General features: G+C 61.6%; 18 protein-coding genes. 6 read left to right on the forward strand and 12 right to left on the reverse strand.

Annotation, left to right across the window (positions count from 1 at the left end):
- Positions 1-172: 172 nt before the first annotated feature.
- The 5 genes from BLS41_RS26570 to BLS41_RS26590 all read right to left on the reverse strand — a co-directional run bounded on the left by BLS41_RS26570 (position 173) and on the right by BLS41_RS26590 (position 5,140).
- The gene (locus BLS41_RS26570) at positions 173-1,576 is read right to left on the reverse strand and encodes an MFS transporter (protein WP_074770254.1); all 1,404 of its coding nucleotides are present in this window, start codon (positions 1,574-1,576) and stop codon (positions 173-175) included.
- A 218-nt stretch (positions 1,577-1,794) separates the two neighbouring features.
- Positions 1,795-2,559 (reverse strand): phosphocholine cytidylyltransferase family protein, encoded by a 765-nt coding sequence (locus tag BLS41_RS26575; RefSeq protein ID WP_074770256.1) that lies wholly within the window; start codon positions 2,557-2,559, stop codon positions 1,795-1,797.
- Positions 2,560-2,586: 27 nt separating this feature from the next.
- Positions 2,587-3,606: a flippase-like domain-containing protein gene (locus BLS41_RS26580; RefSeq protein WP_074770258.1), complete on the reverse strand. Its 1,020-nt coding sequence runs from the start codon at positions 3,604-3,606 to the stop codon at positions 2,587-2,589.
- Complete coding sequence (locus tag BLS41_RS26585; RefSeq protein ID WP_074770260.1) at positions 3,603-4,430, reverse strand: HalD/BesD family halogenase; 828 nt, start codon at positions 4,428-4,430, stop codon at positions 3,603-3,605. The genes BLS41_RS26580 and BLS41_RS26585 overlap by 4 nt, the downstream gene beginning before the upstream one ends.
- Positions 4,427-5,140, reverse strand: a complete 714-nt coding sequence (locus BLS41_RS26590; protein WP_074770262.1) for a CDP-alcohol phosphatidyltransferase family protein — start codon at positions 5,138-5,140, stop codon at positions 4,427-4,429. Before BLS41_RS26590 ends, BLS41_RS26585 begins: the two co-directional genes overlap by 4 nt.
- 239 nt (positions 5,141-5,379) lie before the next feature.
- Between BLS41_RS26590 and BLS41_RS26595 the strand changes: the two genes are divergently transcribed.
- Positions 5,380-5,814 (forward strand): hypothetical protein, encoded by a 435-nt coding sequence (locus tag BLS41_RS26595; RefSeq protein WP_074770264.1) that lies wholly within the window; start codon positions 5,380-5,382, stop codon positions 5,812-5,814.
- Between the two features lie 280 nt (positions 5,815-6,094).
- Here BLS41_RS26595 and BLS41_RS26600 read toward each other — a convergent pair whose 3' ends face one another.
- The gene (locus tag BLS41_RS26600; protein ID WP_074770266.1) at positions 6,095-6,631 is read right to left on the reverse strand and encodes a hypothetical protein; all 537 of its coding nucleotides are present in this window, start codon (positions 6,629-6,631) and stop codon (positions 6,095-6,097) included.
- Positions 6,632-7,303: 672 nt separating this feature from the next.
- On the opposite strand from BLS41_RS26600, the gene BLS41_RS26605 reads away from it, so the two are divergent.
- The 3 genes from BLS41_RS26605 (at position 7,304) to BLS41_RS26615 (ending at position 9,845) form a co-directional block, all read left to right on the forward strand.
- Positions 7,304-8,455, forward strand: a complete 1,152-nt coding sequence (locus BLS41_RS26605) for a porin (RefSeq protein ID WP_074770268.1) — start codon at positions 7,304-7,306, stop codon at positions 8,453-8,455.
- A gap of 198 nt (positions 8,456-8,653) precedes the next feature.
- Positions 8,654-9,151 carry a hypothetical protein gene (locus BLS41_RS26610; protein WP_074770270.1) on the forward strand — a complete coding sequence of 166 codons (498 nt, stop codon included), beginning with the start codon at positions 8,654-8,656 and terminating at the stop codon, positions 9,149-9,151.
- 178 nt (positions 9,152-9,329) lie between these two features.
- Positions 9,330-9,845, forward strand: a complete 516-nt coding sequence (locus BLS41_RS26615) for a metal-dependent hydrolase (protein ID WP_074770272.1) — start codon at positions 9,330-9,332, stop codon at positions 9,843-9,845.
- 157 nt (positions 9,846-10,002) lie between these two features.
- Here the strand turns inward: BLS41_RS26615 and epsC are convergent, their stop codons facing one another.
- On the reverse strand, positions 10,003-10,929 hold the full coding sequence (epsC, locus tag BLS41_RS26620) for a serine O-acetyltransferase EpsC (protein ID WP_074771203.1): 927 nt from the start codon (positions 10,927-10,929) through the stop codon (positions 10,003-10,005).
- 211 nt (positions 10,930-11,140) lie between these two features.
- Complete coding sequence (locus BLS41_RS26625) at positions 11,141-11,374, reverse strand: hypothetical protein (RefSeq protein WP_074770274.1); 234 nt, start codon at positions 11,372-11,374, stop codon at positions 11,141-11,143.
- 335 nt (positions 11,375-11,709) lie between these two features.
- Here BLS41_RS26625 and BLS41_RS26630 point away from each other — a divergent pair, with 335 nt between their 5' ends.
- Both BLS41_RS26630 and BLS41_RS26635 read left to right on the forward strand, forming a co-directional pair.
- Positions 11,710-12,162 carry a DUF3005 domain-containing protein gene (locus BLS41_RS26630; protein WP_074771204.1) on the forward strand — a complete coding sequence of 151 codons (453 nt, stop codon included), beginning with the start codon at positions 11,710-11,712 and terminating at the stop codon, positions 12,160-12,162.
- 247 nt (positions 12,163-12,409) lie between these two features.
- On the forward strand, positions 12,410-13,015 hold the full coding sequence (locus tag BLS41_RS26635; protein ID WP_074770276.1) for a short chain dehydrogenase: 606 nt from the start codon (positions 12,410-12,412) through the stop codon (positions 13,013-13,015).
- A 123-nt stretch (positions 13,016-13,138) separates the two neighbouring features.
- Here BLS41_RS26635 and araD read toward each other — a convergent pair whose 3' ends face one another.
- The 4 genes from araD to BLS41_RS26655 are packed head-to-tail and all read right to left on the reverse strand — an operon-like array spanning position 13,139 to position 17,858.
- Positions 13,139-14,914: an L-arabinonate dehydratase gene (gene araD, locus BLS41_RS26640; RefSeq protein ID WP_074770278.1), complete on the reverse strand. Its 1,776-nt coding sequence runs from the start codon at positions 14,912-14,914 to the stop codon at positions 13,139-13,141.
- Positions 14,915-14,974: 60 nt separating this feature from the next.
- Complete coding sequence (locus BLS41_RS26645; RefSeq protein WP_074770280.1) at positions 14,975-15,901, reverse strand: ABC transporter permease; 927 nt, start codon at positions 15,899-15,901, stop codon at positions 14,975-14,977.
- Positions 15,901-16,779 carry an ABC transporter permease gene (locus tag BLS41_RS26650; RefSeq protein WP_074770282.1) on the reverse strand — a complete coding sequence of 293 codons (879 nt, stop codon included), beginning with the start codon at positions 16,777-16,779 and terminating at the stop codon, positions 15,901-15,903. The genes BLS41_RS26645 and BLS41_RS26650 overlap by 1 nt, the downstream gene beginning before the upstream one ends.
- Entirely contained in the window at positions 16,776-17,858 is a 1,083-nt protein-coding gene (locus tag BLS41_RS26655) for an ABC transporter ATP-binding protein (RefSeq protein ID WP_074770284.1), read from the reverse strand. The genes BLS41_RS26650 and BLS41_RS26655 overlap by 4 nt, the downstream gene beginning before the upstream one ends.
- Positions 17,859-17,875: the final 17 nt, after the last annotated feature.

Genomic DNA, 17,875 nt, shown 5'->3' on the forward strand with positions numbered 1-17,875 from the left:
GCAACAAACGTGCCGCGCGGATTCGGAACAATGGGAATCAGCAGGAACAGGAAGGGGAAATGTGCAGGCGAACGGAGCCGCTCGTCTACATCAAACCGCGGCGCAGCGGCTGACCTGACGTAGCAACGGAGGCGTGAAGGGAGGCGCAGCTAAACCCACGCCCCCGCACTACTCATGCGGTGCCGCGACTACCGCGCGAGAGTTCGTCGCCTGCGTTGTGCGGCAAGCGCGCGGTGACCGGAATCGACAGGAACGAGAACAGACCGACTACGAGAAACGCCGGCCAGAAATCGGTGAACACGATCTTCGGATGGCCCTGCAGGTTGTGCGAAATCTGCAGCACGATGCCGGCAATCGTCACGCCGAGTCCCAGCGATATCTGCTGGATCACGCTCGCAACACTCGTTGCACGGCCGACTTCGCTGCTCGGAATATCCGCATACGCCAGCGAGTTCAGCGACGTGAACTGCAACGAAGGGAAGAACCCGCCGACCAGCACGACACACCAGATCAGCCAATGCGGTGTACCGGGAAAGAACAGCCCATAGCCCGCGATGACAAGACCCGCGCACGCCGCGTTGAACAACAGCACGGTGCGAAAGCCGAAGCGCCGCAGAATGCGCATGGCCGCCGTCTTCATGAAGATCGCGCCGAACGCGGACGCACACGTGATCGAACCTGCCTTGAACGCCGTCATGCCGAGACCTTCCTGCAACGCAAGCGGCAACAGAAACGGCACAGCGCCAAGCCCGATCCGGAACAGCGAGCCGCCCACCACGCTCGCGTGAAAACTGGGGATGCGCAGAAGCCGCAGATCGAGCACAGGCAGTTCGACGCGACTTGCGTAGAGCACATAAAGCAGCAGCAACACGACGCCGCTCAGGCACATGATGACCGACACGCTCGTCGTCACAAGCTCGCCGCCGATCAGCGAAAGCCCCAGCATGAACAGCGACGCTCCACCCGCCGACAACACGAAGCCGGTCCAGTCGAGCCGTCCGGGATGCGCCTCGCGCACATTGGCAATGTGCTTGTTGGCAAGCCAGATACCGAGCAGACCAATCGGAATATTGATGAAGAAAATCAGACGCCAGTGCAGATACGTCGTGATGAAACCACCGAGCGGCGGCCCGACAACCGGCCCAAGCAGCGCGGGCACCGTCAGATAATTGACCGCGCGAATGAAGTCCGATTTCGGCACCGAGCGGAAGATGATGATGCGGCCCACCGGCACCATCATCGCGCCGCCGATGCCTTGCACGAAGCGCGCAACCACGAATGTGCCGAGCGACGTGGAGGCCGCGCACATCAGCGAGCCGGCCATGAAAATGCCGATGGCCGTGCGAAACACCGTGCGTGAACCGAAGCGGTCGGCGACCCAGCCGCAGATCGGAATGAACACGCCGAGGCCGATCACGTAGGCCGTGACGGCAAGCTTCAGCGTGATGGGGTCCTGACCGAGATCGCGCGCCAGAACAGGCAGCGAGGTCACGATGACCGTGCCGTCCACATTCTCCATGAACATCGCGCACGCGACGATCAGCGGAACGATGAAAGTGCCTAAAGCGAGAGGCATTGGCATGACGACGGGGTGCTAGGCCGTCGGTGTAAAGCGTCGATTATGGCATCGCAGCGGCAACAAATGTTGTTGCTCTGGCGCTTTTAGTGAACTTGCATTTCCCAGGCACGTAAGCCGCGGCGTGAGTTATGCCCATCGACAGCGCACGAAAAAAATGGCGAGCCGGCATCACGCCGGCTCGCCACATCATGCGGGGAAATACGCCTGAAAGCCGCTTAGCGCGACGCGCTGACCAGCGGTTGCAGTTGCGGCAGGATCTCGGTGCTTGCCCGCGCAACGTCGTTCGGGAAGTCGATTTCGATCCACGGAGCGCCGGTCACGTCGGCGGTATCGAACACCTGGCTGCGCTCCAGCAGCAGGTCGCGCACCGCTTCTTCGTGCGGCAGATTCGCGCGGCCGCTGTCGATATAACCGGCGACGATCTGCGCGAAACGTTGCGCCGCTTCTTCGCGGAAACGGAAGAAGCCGACAGATTCGCCAATCGTGTCGTACTCGAGATTGACGGCCAGCTGCTTGCGCAACTCGACCGGCACGCCGTCTTTCAGACACAGCTTGACGGGCTCGTCGCCCGCTTCGAAATCACGGTCGATCAGCAGACGGTTGACCGTCTCGCCCGCCACCAACGCGCTGAGAATGCGCTCGTCATACAGCACGTCGGCGTCCATCAGCAGCACGTCGCCGCCGCGCGTAAGCGCGTCTGCAACGGTGTGCACCGTCAGCACGCTGCCCAGGTCGTAACGCGTGTTGAGCACGGTCTCGACCTGATGCGGCCAGTTGATGCGCTCCAGTTCCGCCTGCACCGATTCCGGCTGGAAACCGAGCGCGAGAACGACGTCGGTCACGCCTGCGGTTTCGAGCATTTGCAGATGCCGTTCGAGCAGGCTCATACCGTCGAACTGCAACAGGCACTTCGGGAACTGGGCTTGCGGCGGTTGCTGAAGACGCAGGCCGAGGCCCGCAGCGAGGATGATGGCACGCATGCGCGGTCCTTTGAAAAAATACGGAGATTAATCGATAACCGGCACGCGCCCCAGGGCGCGCCGCCGTTGCCAGCTTCTTTCGCTGAAGTGCAAAACCAGCAAACCCGGCAAGCCTAGCAGGATTTCGCGTGCGCGCTTGGCGAGCGACAGCGCCAACGCCGCGTCGGGCGGCAACCCCACGAGCTGTGCGAGCAGCAGATAACCGCCTTCCTGCACGCCGAGCGAGCCCGGAATCATGAACGCAGCGCCGCGAATGGCCTGCCCGATACTTTCGAGCAACAGCGCGTCGACCCAATCCACCGGATGACCGAGAAAGCGCAGCGCGAGCCACACCTCGACCGTACCGACGATCCAGCCCACGAGACTCAACGCGAAGCTCGCCGCAACGCGGCCGCGTTCGCGGTACATGGCCTGCACGGCGGCATCGACGGCTTCCGCGCGATTCATCAGCGAGGACCAGTCGCGCTTGCCGAATACTTTCGACACCACGCCGAGCAGCCGGCCAAACAGGCCGCGCCGCTGCGCATAGTAGAAGCCGACGATCATCGCGCCGAGCACGCCGGTTGCGATCAGCGTTGCGGTTTGCAGATCGTGCAGCGCGCCGTGCGCCGCGTACGCGCCGAACAGCATCAGGCCGCCGAGCGCAAAGACGATTTGTGCGAGCGCCTGCAAGGTCGTGCTGACCGTGATCGCCGCAGCGGCGTCGCGCATGCGCATGCCGCGCTGCGAAAGCTGCCGCACCATCACGACGGGACCGCCGATCTGCCCCGCAGGCAACAGGCTATTCACCGATTCGCCAACCCAGCGCGCGAACAGCGCATCGCGCAGCGACAGATCGTGATGCACGCCGTCGCGGCGAGGATGGAACAACACGGAGATCGCGCCCGCATCGAGCACGAGCGGCACGACGTGGAACGCCGCGACGAGCGCGAGCCCCCAACCGGCCGCAAGCAGCGTCGACGCAACCGAACCGAAGCCTTGCCAGGCGAGCAGGCCGACAAACAGCGCCGTCCCGATCGACAGCAGAAGCAGGGCCGCGCGACTCATGCGCGGCCCTTGCCGGCGGTCTTGCCGCGCGAAGTCATCTGACGGAACACCTGGCGGAAACCGAAGTACGCGATCGCGTCCTTCATGTTCGAGATGAAACGGCGCCACGGCCGCATGTTGGGGTCGGTGACGTATTCGAACGTGAGCGACACGCGCATCTCGTTCGCGCCGGCCGGCGTGATGCGATGACGCAATTTGTCGCCGTCGAAAAATACGAGGCTGCCGGGCGGATATTGCACCGAGCCGGGTTGATCCGGCACATCGGGATTGCGGGTATGCAACTCGTATTCGAGGCGGCACGACGAATCGTCGATCACGCCGAGCAGCAGCGTGTAGCGGCGGCCGTCGTAATACGAAGTGTCGTAGTGCCAGCCGATGTGATCGCCCGGCCGCGTGTAGTAATACAGCGCGTACGCATGCGGGTCGTCGGCGGGAGAGACCTGCAGTTTGTCGCCGCTAAGCTGTTCGAGCCAGCCGATCAGTTCCTTCGAGCGATACAACTCGGCGATGAACGGCGCGAGCGTGTCGATGGTATGGCGGCTCACACTGCCGCCCTGCTTGTGACCCGGCAGATAGTTGCGGTTCACCTCGTCGAGCAGCGACCGCGCGCTGTGCGCGAGTTGCGCGGTGACTTCAGGCGCGAGGAAATCTTCCAGATACAGGAACGCGCCCTGGTCGGCGAAGTCCTTGCGCAAGCGCGGCGTGTCGAGCTCGCGCGTCTTGCCCGCGACCGCACGGTCGGCGTTCGGCGCGGCCTGCGCCGCCATGGAGGAAGGTTGAATCGATGCTGGCGCGACCACGTCATCTTCGGCGTGTGTACTCATTCACTGGCCCACATTTGACTGTTTTCAGAAGCACTGCCGACTGCAACCGCAGGGCGAGCGGCACGGCGCGACACGCGCCAGTAATCCACCACGACCCACGCGGCAAAAAGCGGCGCGCCGATCGAAGCGACCACGACGAAAGGCAGCACGACGCTCGTCAGCGTGACAATGGGTAGCAGGTACAACACGTCTTCGGTTTCGAAGCCGCCCACTGCGGCCTGCTTCGTGCCCGCCTTGCCCGCCATTTCCTCGATGCGCATGCGCAGGAAAAAGATCAGCGCAATCGCCACACCGGCCACTGCGCCGAGCACGCCCGGCATCACCTTCAATCCGCCGACATGAGTTGCACCGGCTGCGGTTCCTGCCCCAACGCCCATGCCGATAAACAACATGATGGTGACGATCGCGTCACATGCGAGGTCGTAAAAATGACCGATCCGGCTCGACTTGCCGCCGATGCGCGCAAGCTCGCCGTCGGTGTGGTCGACGAAGTTCGACAGCACGATCAGCAGAGCACCTGCATTGGTCCACGCGAAATCGCCATGAGCGAGGCACAGCGCGCCTGCAAGCCCGATCAGCAGACGCAGCGTAGTGAGGTGATTCGGCGTGACCCAGGTATTCACCAGCGGAGTCACAAGCCGGCGAGCGAGCCGGGCGTCCCAGGTACGGGGCGGCGGAACATTAATTGGAGTTTGGGGTCGCGAAGTCATAACCCGGAAATATATACGGGATCGAAAAAGATTGCTTTCTTCCTGCTCGTTTCTTTGAGGTCCGTCCGTGACCTGGATGTGCTAGCAGCAAAGCAAGATTTGCCGAATCGCGATAAAGTGCAAACCCAGTTGCGCCCGTAATGCGGAATTCCTTCGATGCGCAACGTCTTTTGGGTCACGGCCACTCGCCGCCGCCCGTTGCGAAACCACTACATCGATCGAGGTCGCCGACTGCACTTATGAAACGCCTTTTTTCATCTGTACTCCTTCTTCTGGCAACTGCCGCACTGCCCCAAATAAGTTTCGCCGCGGCCCTCGACACGCCGCTCACCTGCAACGAAAGCGGCCATCAGTTCATCGCCGATCTGCTCGACCAGCAGATGATCGAGCCGAAGCCGATGCGCGTCGAAAGTAACTCGATCAATGCGTTCTCGCCCGCGTCCGGCGCCGATCTGACGGCGTTTGGTTTTCACGTGTTCGCGGTGGTCGGCTATGAAAAAGACGACCCGATGTTCCGCGTCGGCGACGGCGAACCGGTCGCGAGTTCGGCCTACGGCGTCGTGGTGCTCGGCAGCGAATCGAAGGTGCGCCACGCGATTGCCGGGAGCGGCAGCACGGCGATCGTGCATCACGTCGCGCCGCTCGTTACGGCGATTTTCTGCAAGCGGAGTTAGGCCGACGCGGGTGTTTGCACGGCGGCTCGTTTCTATAGGCTTCTATAAAAGAGTGGTCGTTCGTGCGTAGGTCGAAGACCTTTCGACAACCCTATTCCGCCATACCGTGCAGCAGAGCGCGATTCGATTGGATCACGCGTTGCAACGGAGTTTCTCAATCGCCGACACGCTGAATTGAATTTTCGTGGTCCCGAAACCACTCTCGCGCAACCTGAACGGCAACGCCGGGGAAACGCGAAAGTCTTTCGTAATACCGCACCAGGCGGTCGGTCGGCGTCGCCTAGCCCGGACGCCTGAATTCGTTCTCGACCCACGCCGACGCGCTCGCCTTGCTCAGATTGAAATTCGGCGCGACCTGCACCTGTGCGATCTGTTCGCCAAAAAGATCCAGCGCGGTCAGCAACGCGTAGGGTTCGATTTCGTCGGGGATGATGTCTAGCGTGATGTCGAGTTCGTCGTTGCCGTCCGCGCTCGCGACCCGCACTTCCTTATGCAGCTGCGCGCGAAGTTGCTGCTCGTGACGGCGCAGCACTTCCGACGCGGTTTTCACCAGCGTGTTGAACGCCGACGTGTCGAGCGGCTTCGGGTCCTTCTTGTTGCGGCCCATGGTCCACGGACCGACGAGCGCGGGTTCGGCCTCGCCGTCCTTGATCATCGCGACGGCCCAGCCTTCGTCGTCTTCGTTCTTGATGACGCGCGCGGTCCAGCCGTCGTCGCGCCACAGACGCGGTTCATGCACGCTTTCGTCCAGCTCGGACGAACCTTCCGTCGTGAAATCTTCAGCGCTGTCGGACGATGGAAGGGGTGTATCGGTCATTACAGGTTTACTCACGTTCGCGGGGCGGAAACACATCTCAAGCCCGCAATTCTACCTGCCCCGGGCGTGCCGGCCCTCGCCCCCTGACGAACGGACAAGCCTCATTGCGCCTGACCCGGCTCCCATGCAATCGCACGCGCAATCGAACATCAATCAATCTTGCGCTGAAATTCTCTATTTCGGCTTTTTCAGGAACTTATTTGTTTATTACAGAAAACCCATAAAAAAACGCGGCCCGAAAGCCGCGTATAAAGAATGAAAAAGACACCCTCGGTCAAAGGGTGACGCGAATTGTAAAGCCGCCATTCCCTCGAATAACCACTGTTATTCGTAAAATTGCGTTGCGAAAAACACAATGAATCGAAGGATTCGACGTAATTCTCCGTAACCCCCGTCTCGCAAGGCCCGACAAGGATCGTCGCGATTGAGCAACACGCCGATCATTGACAGCACGCCGCGTTGACCATTTTCAAATACATTTTCCGTTTATTTATCTGCACTTATCTAATTCGAATTCACTTTTACAGATTCAAAAACACATTGTTGCGTCAGACGGGATTAAAGATTCGAATGGCCGAAATACACTTCGCAGCGAATCGCCGGACTGCCGGCGCAATAAACGGTAAGCACTGGCTTGCGATTCTCCATGCACTGTCCCGGAGTTATCTGAATATGAAAAAAATCCTCTTTGCCGCAGGCATCCTGAGCGCGTTGGCCATCAACGCTCACGCACAAAGCAGCGTCACGCTGTACGGCACGCTCGACGCGGGCCTCGTCTACTCGAACAACCAGGGCGGCCACAGCAACTGGCAACAGGGCAGCGGCTCGGTGTCGAACACGTACTTCGGCCTGCGCGGTAGCGAAGACCTCGGCGCGGGTCTGCACGCGATCTTCACGTTGGAAAGCGGCTTCAACATCAACAACGGTCAGAATTCGGAAAGCAGCACGTTGTTCAACCGTCAGGCTTTCGTCGGACTGAAGAGCGACCAGTACGGCGCGCTGACGCTCGGCCGTCAATATGACTCCGTGGTCGACTATCTGGCGCCGTTGTCCGAAGCGGGCGCGGGCTACGGCAACAACCTCGCGGCTCATCCGTTCGACAACGACAACCTCGACAACTCGTTCTCCGTGCGCAACGCGGTGAAGTACTCGAGCGCGAACTATGCGGGCCTGAAGTTCGGCGGCTTGTACGGCTTCAGCAACTCGGCCGGCGAGTTCTCGAACAATCGTGCATGGAGCGCGGGCGCTTCGTACGACAACGGTCCGTTGAGCGTCGCGGCCGCTTACCTGCAACTGAACCAGTCGGGCAGCTCGAACCTGAGCGGCGCGGTGACGCAAGGCGACGGCACCGCGCAGATCGCGGCGAACCTGCAGCGCACGTTCGGCGCTGGCATCAACTACACGTACGGTCCGGCTACGGCGGGCTTCGTGTACACGCACACGCAACTGGACGGCATCACGGGTATCGATGTCGGCGGCGCGACGCTGCCGGGCATCTCGGGCACGAACCTGCATCTGGATAACTATGAGTTGAACGGCCGCTACGCATTGACGCCGGCGCTGAGCCTCGCGGCGTCGTACACGTTCACCGATGGCAAGATGAGCGGCTCGAACGGTTCGGGCGATCCGAAGTGGCATACGGTGTCGCTGCAAAGCGACTACTCGCTGAGCAAGCGTACCGACGTGTACGTGGAAGGTGTGTATCAGCATGCTACGGGCGAGCTCGGCAACTTCGGCGCGAACGTTGCGTCGATCAACTCGCTGGCTCCGTCGAGCACGGGCAACCAGGTGGCGGCGGCTGTCGGTCTGCGTCACCGCTTCTAAGCTTTTTCGATGTGGTATCGGCAGCGCGGATTGATGAGTCTGCGCTGCGTCGAACCCGCGCGTGACACGATCACGTCGCGGGTTTTTTATACGCTCAACCCGTTCGATATGAACATAACGATGCGTCGCGATGATCGCGGATAGTGACTACGCGTACCTGCGGTGGGTATACTCACTTCGGCTATCTCGCTTGCCTTCATGCTTGCATGTCGGTTGCAAGTGAATGACAGCTTCGTCGCGAAGCATGACGCCGAGTCGGGTTTCGAGTTGAACCGCGTCGCGCTTCGCCCGCGCACCACGTTTCCATGCATCATCGGAAACGCCGACGATCGGACCATGAAAAGACTTCTCCTGCTCGCCCCTGCTGTTGCCCTCACCGCCGTCACTGCCTGCCTCACCGCTTGCGGTTCTTCCGGCCCTACGCGCGATGCGTCTATCCCGCTCGTGTACGTGTCCTCGCAACGCGCGCCCGCCGATATCGCCAACTGCCTCGAAGGACGTTTGTCGCGCGTACGCACGTCGCACGCCGGCATCGCCACGCAACTCGCGGTCGGCTCGGATTCGAACAACTCGTACTTCGTCACGCTGACGCCAACCAATACCGGCTCGGTCATCAAGGTCATGCATCCCGCTAATGCGCCGGACGATCCACCGGAACCGGAAATGCGCTTCGATATTGCACGCTGCGCGACCTGAGTTTCGGCCTCGTGTGATTGCAATGTGAGTGCGATGCCGCTGCAACGTCATCGCATTCAGAAGACCCTGCCGCTGTGCGAATTTTTTATCTCGCACAGCGGCTATTTTTTTATCGGCTCATCTGCGAACATAGCCGCCCTTCCGGTTTCAGGCGACGTAGTGCGCCGCAAGTCTTTCGATGGCATCCAGCAAAGCACATCACGCAACCGGTTTCGCAGCCGGCGTCATCGCAGCGGCAGTCGTCGCCCGCGTCAGCGGCAGCAATGCATTTCATCTCGACGTACTGTTGAGTTTCCTCACGGGCATCTGGGGCAGCACCGCGCCCGACTGGCTCGAAGTCGCGTGGTGGTCACGCGCGCGACGTTTGTGGATCACGCATCGCACGTTGACTCATTGGGGTGTGGGATGGCTCGCGTTGCTCGCCGGGTCGTATCACTGGCTCGGGCATTCGCTGTATGCCGCGCCTGCTTTCGGATTCGCGTGCGGCGGCCTGATGCATCTGTTCGCGGACTGGCCGAATCCGCTAGGCGTGCCGTGGATCGCCGGACGTCATTCGCTGAATCTGTGGAAGAGCGGCAGTTGCGATCTGATCGTCGTGGCCGCGTCGTGGGCGGCGGCGTTTTTTATCGGCGAGCATGTGTGGTTGCACGGCGTTCACGAGATGCCTTTGCTGCGGTATCTGCGAAACGGCTGACGCCGGGTGTGTAGCGCCTGATGCGAAGGTCACGGCGTTTATATACATGAGTGGTGCATGCTGGCGGCCGCGCTCAACTGCATGAAGAAGCAGATGAACGTAGCCGCACCCAAAGCAACTTATTCGCCCTGCGGCAACGAGGCGAATAACGCCCGCATCATTTCCCGCCCGCGTCGGTGCGCTCGCCTTCGCGAACCTTCCCCTGCGACACGCTGCTGCCCGGCGGCACGCTGTGCGTGAGCCACACATTGCCGCCGATCACCGAGCCGCGCCCGATCGTCACACGTCCGAGAATCGTCGCGCCCGCATAAATGACGACGTGGTCCTCGACGATAGGATGCCGCGCGTTGCCCTTGATCAGCGTGCCGTCGTTATCGGCGGCAAAGCTCTTCGCGCCGAGCGTCACCGCCTGATACACACGCACGTGCTCGCCGATGATCGCCGTCTCGCCGATCACGACACCCGTGCCGTGGTCGATGAAGAAGCTCGGCCCGATCGTCGCGCCAGGGTGAATGTCGATGCCCGTCGCCGAGTGCGCGATCTCGTTGATGAAACGCGCGAGCAACGGCACGCCAAGGCGATGCAGCGCGTGCGCGAGCCGATGATGCGTCATCGCCCAGACGCCCGGATAGCAGAGCAGAATTTCGGTGATGTGCTGCGCGGCGGGGTCGCCGGTGAACGCAGCCTGAATGTCGCTGACCAGCAGCGCGCGAATCCCCGGTAACTGCGTACCGAATTCGCGCGCGACATCGAACGCACGTTGCTTCAGCTCGGCCTCGGATGTCGCACCGAACTCCGGCAGAAACCGCAACGCGCGGCGAATCTGTTCCGCGAGCAGCCGCAATGTACTTTCGAGCGTATGGCCGACGTAGTAGTCGACGGTTTCGTCGGTCAGATCGGGCGCGCCGTAATGCGTGGGAAAGAGCGCCGCGCGCAAACCGGCGACGATATTGACCACCGCTTCGCGCGAAGGCAACTCGCGAATACCAAGCGGATGCCGCGTGCGATGCAACTCTTCACGCGACGCCCGCAAGTCGGCGACGATCTGTTCGAGACCCCAGTTATGGTCGGGCACATTAGGCATAAAGACAGCACCGTGCATGAACACGGTTCGAAGTGAAATATGCCAAGAGATTACCGCGTTTTCCCGCGGTTCGCGCGACACCGGCCAGAACTGGCATGCCGCTCGCGTACATGCGGCATGGCACGACGACTGCACGGGACACTAAGAGGCAACGATGGACTTGAGGGCCGCTTCACGATCTGCGGCGTTCGGAATGAAGACGGATAACGCTTCAGATAGTCACGCTGCTAGCGTCGATCCAGCGCACCGCCCAGTCACGCGCATGAGCGATGGCTCCGGCTTCATCGGGAAAGCGCAGCTCTGAGGGGAAGAAGCGGTTGGCGACCAGTTCGCCGTCGCTCGAGCGTGAGATGACTACATAAGGTTGCCATGTTCCATCGCCCGCGCGCGCCGGCGCGCAATTCAACAAATAGCCGCGATGTGTGAATGCAGCATCGAAGTGCATGTGTCACCCGCCCTGACGGCCCCGTAAAAATGTTTTGAGTAGCGCGGCCTTTCGTTGGCCTTTTCGTTGTTTCCGACCATGATGAATTAGTCGGGGCCATGTCGTCAATTTAACCGTGCTTCACTCGTCGGAGTAAGATCATACTCTGTAGAAAATACGCGTCCATTAAAAAAAACGAAAAGAATTCACGACGCAATCACCGGATGAAATGACACGCTGCGCACCGCGTTGCAGGCGCATTGCAGGTCCTTCAGGCAAGCGTATGCGTGAGCCTGACATCAGGCGGAACGGGTTTTGCTGCACTTCAACCATGTCCTCTTCAAGGAGATTGCATGATGAACAGCGATATCGACAAGCAAGCAGACACCGGCACTCAACCGCGCACCAGCGGGCCGAATTCGACCGAGTTGCATAACGACCGCACGCACGACAGCACGGTCGACACCGACGGCAAGAACCTCGAAGCCGCACGCATAGCGGGCCACAGCCCGATTGCAGCCGACGAGATCACCACCACTAACGCGACGCACGTCAACAGCGTGCCCGAGTCGCGCGACGGCATGGCAGGCTTCGACAGCCGGGTCGGCGGCAATCACTTGCTGCTCGCGCTCGAACCGGGATACACGGTGATCGACAAGGGCATGGTCGAGCCGCAAGCCCCTTATTCGCAGGATCACCAATTCGACGACTCGCGTCCAGCTGGCAGTTGGCGCGATCGTGGACGCATTCATTACGCCCTTAATCATTTGCGGCCTACTCGCGTGATCGAATTACATCGCGTGAAATAGGTTTTGAAGCGGGCGCCGATGTTTGAATTCCGGCGTCTCGTCTTATTAATCAGCGAATAACGCTGCGCGCACCGTTTGAATAATGGTGCGCGTATTGTTTTGTCCGCGCTTTGCGTTCGTCATTGCGTTTGTTTCACCCCCTTCGATTGGAAACCCACGGTTTAAGGACCTGCGCGCGGCAACGACTTTTTCTTTCGACCCTGCACCAGGACAATCGTCGGCAAGTCAACCCAAGATGGAGCAGCAGATGAAAAAGATCGTCGTGATCGGCGCCACCGGCACGCTCGGCCAGGCAGTCAGTGCGGAATTGAAGGCGCGTCATGAAGTGATCGAAGTGGGCGCGACACGTGGCGCGCATCGCGTCGACAGCACCGACCCCGCGAGCATCGAGCGGCTCTTTCGCGAGATCGGCAAGGTGGATGGCGTGGTCACTACCACGGGCAAATTGCACTTCGGTCCGTTGACGGAAATGAGCATCGAACAGTTCTGGATCGGCCTGCGCGACAAGCTGATGGGCCAGATCAACGTCGTGCTGGCCGCGCAGTCGTATGTGAACGACGGCGGCTCGTTCACGCTGACGAGCGGCATCGTCGCCGACGAGCCGATTCGCGAGGGCGCGAACGCGACGACCGTCAATCTCGCGCTCGAAGGTTTCGTGCGCGGCGCGGCGATCGAATTGCCGCGCGGCATCCGTATCAATCTCGTGAGCCCGACTGTGCTGACCGAATCGATGGAAGCTTATGCGCCTTACTTTCGCGGCTTCGAACCGGTGAGCGCGCAGCGTGCAGCGCAGGCGTATCTGCGTAGCTTGGAAGGGGCGCAAACGGGGCGCGTGTATCGCGTGGGGTACTGAGTTGTAGCAATTGCAATGCTGAAGGGAATCACGCGATGCAGCGCCGCCGCATCGCGCTCCCCCTCTCGACGTGTCGCCGCTCTCCGGCAGTTCCACGGCACTGGCAACGGCCCCCAGGTGAACTCAGTGAATTTCCGGCTCGCCAGGCTTCTCCCCGTCCTGCGGCGAAACCGGAGCCAGGGCCGAGGCCGCGTGCGCGCCGCCTCGCTGCAAAAAATCGAAGTCGCAACCCTGATTTGCCTGCATCACATGCTGCTGATGCAGTGCGCCATAGCCTCGCGTGAAACGCGGCGCGGGTTTGATCCACGCTGCCATGCGGCGCGCGAGCTCCTCGTCGGATACCAGCAGGTTGAGCCTGCGCCGGGGCACGTCGAGTTCGATCATGTCGCCGCTTTGCACCAGCGCAAACGGACCGCCCACGAAAGATTCCGGCGCGACATGCAGCACGCACGCGCCATAACTCGTGCCACTCATGCGGGCATCCGAGATGCGCACCATATCGCGCACGCCCTTCTGCAGCAGTTTGCGCGGTATCGGCAGTTGCCCCCATTCGGGCATGCCGGGCGCACCGACCGGACCGGCGTGCTGAAGCACGATCACGCAGGTCTCGTCGATATCGAGCGCTTCGTCGTCGATCCGCGCGGCCATCTCGTTGTAGTCGGCGAACACCACCGCGCGGCCGGTATGCACCAGTAAGCGTGGCTCGGCTGCTCCGGGTTTGATCACGGCGCCGTCGGGCGCGATATTGCCGCGCAGCACTGCAAGACTGCTGTCCGGCAGCAGCGGCTTGTCGCGGCGGCGAATCACGTCGTCGTTGAAAATCTGCGCACCTTCGAGGTTCTCGCCCAGCGTATGGCCGTTGACGGTCTGCTGCGAGCGGTCGATCAGATCGCCCAGTTCGGCGAGCATCGCGCGCAAACCGCCTGCATAGAAAAAATCCTCCATCAGATACGCACCGGTCGGCCGGATGTTCGCGAGCACCGGCGTACGGCGCGAAAGCTCGTCGTAACGATCGAGCGTCAACTCGATACCGGCACGCCGGGCCAGCGCGATCATATGCACGATGGCGTTGGTCGAACCGGATAGCGCCAGACAGGTGATCACGGCGTTATCCACCGATTTCGCCGTGATCAGGTCCGACGGCTTCAGGTCTTCCCACACCATCTCGACGATGCGCATGCCGGTTTTCGCCGCCATCTGCGCGTGACGCGAATCGGCGGCGGGAGTCGACGCGAAACCGGGCAGCGTGAAGCCGAGCGCTTCGGCGGCGCTCGTCATCGTCGACGCGGTGCCCATCGTCATGCAATGGCCCGGCGAGCGCGCGATGCCGCCCTCGATGCCCTGCCAGTCCTCCTGCGTGATTTTTCCCGCCCGCAATTCGGCCCAGTATTTCCACGAATCGGAGCCAGAGCCGAGCGTGACGCCGTTCCAGTTGCCGCGCAGCATCGGACCGGCAGGCAGAAAGATCGCGGGCAGATCCATCGAAATCGCCCCCATCAGCAGACCCGGCGTGGTCTTGTCGCAACCGCCCATCAGCACGACGCCGTCGGCGGGATACGAGCGCAGCGTTTCCTCGGCTTCCATCGCGAGAAAATTGCGGTACAGCATGGTGGTTGGTTTCTGGAACGGCTCGGAGAGCGTCTGCACCGGCAGTTCGATCGGAAAGCCGCCGGCCTGCCAGATGCCGCGCTTCACCTCTTCGACACGCTGCTTGAAATGCGTATGGCACGCGTTGATCTCGCTCCATGTGTTGAGGATCGCGATCACCGGTTTGCCTGCGTACTCGTCGCGGTTGTAGCCCATTTGCGCGGTGCGCGAACGATGGCCGAACGAGCGCAGATCGTTCACGCCGTACCAGCGATGGCTGCGCAATTCGTCGGGGGTCTTTCGCTTCGTCAACGTGTGCTCCACGATTGGCCTGCATGATCCGGCGTTTGAGCGCCTGAACGCCCGAGCGCTTTAGCGCCGCTGCTCCTTCACGCGCGACACGATCTGCGTCGGGCTGACGAATTGCAACGCGATCAGCACCCAGATCAGCGTGATCGCCATATAGATCATCGCCATCGCGTCGATCGATTGCGGCGCGCGCACGCCGGTTGAAAATACAGCGTAGTACAACGCGACCACGAGCGTTTGCGTCGACGGCCCCGCAGTGAAGAAGGTCAGTTCGAACATGCCGATGGTACGCACCAGCACCAGCAGCCCGGCCGCGAGCATGCCGGGCACCAGCAGCGGCAACAGCACGTAGCGGAAATAGCGGAACGTATTCGCGCCGAAAATGCGCGCCGCCGCTTCGAGATTTGGATCGATCTGTTCGATGAACGGCGTCATCACCAGAATCACGAACGGGAGCGCGGGCACCAGGTTCGCGAGAATCACACCGGCGAGCGTGCCCGCGAGGCCGACCTTGTACATCACGGTCGCCATCGGAATGCCGTATGTGACGGGCGGCACCATCAGCGGCAACAGGAACACGAGCATCGCGATGCGCTTGCCGGGAAACTGCACGCGCGCGAGCGCATACGCGGCGGGCACGCCGAGCAGCACCGACAGCACCACCACCGCGCCGACCACTTCGACGGTGACCCACAACACGCTCGACAACTGGAAATCGCTCCACGCCTGCACGTACCAGTGCAGCGTGAAGCCTTGCGGCAACAGCGTGCCGAACCAGCGCGTCGCGATCGAATTGACCGCGACGGTCGCGATCAGCAGCACCACGTTGACGAGGAAAAACACCATCACGCCCCATACCAGCGCTTTCCAGAGGCGGCCTGCCACACTGCTGCGCTGCCGGTAGCGCTTGACGGGTTCGCGCGCGCCGTCGTCCTTCGAACCGGATGACGCGGACCACCCATGCTGCGCAGTACGATGCTCGGTTGTCATCAGCCTTTGCCTCCGCTCACCGGTCCGCTGTAGAAGAAGCGGCGCGCGCCGAGCAACGCAGCGACGACCAGCAGTTGCACGAAGCCCATCACCATCGCAATCGCAGACGCGAGCGAGTAGTCGTAGCTTTCGAACGCGGCTTCGGCGGCGGCGATCGACATCACGCGGGTCGGACCGGCAGGCGCGCCGAGCAGCACGGCCGACGGAAACACCGAGAACGCCTGCACGAACGACAGGCATGCGGCCATCGTCAAACCCGGCGCCAGCAGCGGCAGATAGATACGCCGGAACTGCTGCCACGGATTCGCGCCGAGCGTGGCCGCCGCGCTCGCCAGCGTCGGATCGATGCCGGTCACGTACGACAGCGTCAGCAAAAACGCGAACGGGAAACCCGACACGATCAGCGAGATCAGTACGCCCCAATAGTTATGCGTGAGACGCACCTCGCGTGTGTACAGATGCAGGCCGTGCAACGCCTGTGGGAACCAGCCGTTGGGGCCGAAATAGGTCAGCATGCCGTCGGCGATCAGCACGGTGCCGAGCGTCACCGGAATCACCAGCAGGGTCGTGACGAGCTTCTGATACGGCGAGTGCCGGCGCAATGCAAACGCCACCGGCACCGACACGCCGACGTTGATCAGCGTGGCCGGCACCGCGAGTTTCAGCGTGACGAAGATCGTCGGCCACATCGACGTATCGGTGAAGAACGTCAGATAGTTGGCCCACAGGCCGCCGCCGTTCATCGGCCGGAACGACAGCACCAGACCGTATGCAAACGGATAGATGAAAACCGCGACGATGAAGAGAAACGCCGGCGCGATGAGCCAGGCTTTGGCGTCGCGCGGGGCGAGCTGCGGCGATAGCGTGGGCGTGTTCATGACGCGTCCGTGGCGTCATACACGAGCACACGCGACGGCTGCACCCGCAGGCGGATATGCTCGCCCTCGATATAGTCGCCGGCCACCCGCGCCCATACATCGCCGAATGCGGTCTTCACGCGCAAGAGCGAATCGTGGCCGCCGTATTCGACCGTGGTGACGTGCGCATCGAACGCATTCTCCGAGCCCGGCGCGGCACGTTCCATATCCTCGGGACGCAGCGCTACATTCACGCGTTTGCTGTTGAACCCTGCCATCGGCGTGCCGATCAGACGCACGCCGTTAGCGTTGACCGCGACGCCTTCGCCTTGCGTGCCTTCGAGCGTGAATTCGGCCACGTTGCGATACCCCATGAAACGCGCAACATGCAGATTGCGCGGCCGCGTATAGACCTCCTGCGGCGACGCCACCTGCTGCACCACGCCCTCTTTCATCACGACGATGCGGTCGGCCATCGACAACGCTTCGTCCTGATCGTGCGTCACGTACAGCGTCGCGCGTTCGAGCTGACTATGAATACGGCGAATTTCCGCGCGCATTTCAATGCGCAGTTTCGTATCGAGATTCGACAGCGGTTCGTCCATCAGAATCAGCGGCGGCTCGATCACGATAGCGCGCGCAATCGCTACGCGCTGCTGCTGTCCGCCAGACAGTTGTCCGGGCAGTTTGTGCTCATGCCCGATCAGTTGCACGAGCTGCAAAGCTTCGCGCGCGCGCCGCGCGATATCGATCTTCGCGATACCGCGCATCTTCAGGCCGAAGCCGACGTTATCCAGCACGCTCATATGCGGAAACAGCGCGTAGTTCTGGAACACCATGCCGAAGCCGCGCTTTTCAGGCGGCAATACGTCGATGCGTTTTTCGTCGAGCCAGATACCGCCGCCGGTCAGCGGCTGCAATCCGGCGATGCAATTGAGCGCGGTGGATTTGCCGCAACCGGACGGCCCCAGCAACGCGATGAACTCGCCACGCCGGATCGTCAGATCGAGTCCCTGCAATGCCGCGACCGCCTGGCCTTCCGCGTTCGTGAAACTGCGGCTCACCGAGTCGAGCCGCAACTGCTCAAAGTGATGCTTCATGGCGGTTTCCTGATACG

This window comes from Paraburkholderia fungorum, from assembly GCF_900099835.1.
Classification (GTDB): Bacteria; Pseudomonadota; Gammaproteobacteria; order Burkholderiales; family Burkholderiaceae; genus Paraburkholderia; species Paraburkholderia fungorum_A.